The following is a 540-nucleotide window of genomic DNA, read 5'->3' as shown; positions in this document are numbered from 1 at the left end:
TCTGCCAGCCGCAAACTTTTTCAAGCCGCCGCTAAGGCGGCTTTATCTTTTGCTCTTTTTTACTGGCTCACCCGTAAACGGGTCTGCCAGTTCTTTTACACTCATTTGCTCATAGGCTAAATCTTCTTGCAACTGATTCCTTATGTACTCTGCTATCGCCTTCTTGTTCTTTCCTACTGTGTCCTCATAATATCCTCTACACCAAAATTCTCTGTTTCCGTATCTGTATTTCATATTTGCATGTTGGTCGAATATCATTAGACTACTTTTCCCTTTTAAGTATCCCATAAAGCTGGCTACACTTATCTTGGGCGGTATTGATACCAGTATGTGTATGTGATCTGGGCATGCTTCTGCTTCTATTATTTCTACCCCTTTCCATTCACATAATTTCCTGATTATCTTCCCTATATCTACCTTGATTTTTCCGTATATTATTTGTCTCCGATATTTTGGTGCAAATACTATGTGATACTTGCAATTCCATGTTGTGTGTGATAAACTGCTTTTTGTATCAATCTTCATTTTGATACCCCCTAT

Annotated in this window: 1 protein-coding gene; it reads right to left on the bottom strand. The window is 38.7% G+C overall.

Going from position 1 to position 540, the window contains the following annotated elements; all coding sequences use genetic code 11:
- Positions 1-42 precede the first annotated feature (42 nt).
- Positions 43-525, bottom strand: coding sequence for an IS200/IS605 family transposase (gene tnpA, locus KQI32_RS13300; protein WP_216426153.1), 483 nt, complete (start codon positions 523-525; stop codon positions 43-45).
- Positions 526-540: the final 15 nt, after the last annotated feature.

It is taken from the genome of Acetivibrio sp. MSJd-27 (assembly GCF_018918095.1).
Lineage (GTDB): Bacteria > Bacillota > Clostridia > UMGS1840 > HGM11507 > HGM11507.
The sequence above is the reverse complement of the archived record's forward strand: the minus strand, read 5'-3'. Positions and strand labels throughout refer to the sequence as shown.

Excerpts from the sequence above, each read along its gene's own strand:
- tnpA (WP_216426153.1), bottom strand. The coding sequence starts at position 525 with ATGAAGATTGATACAAAAAGCAGTTTATCACACACAACATGGAATTGC.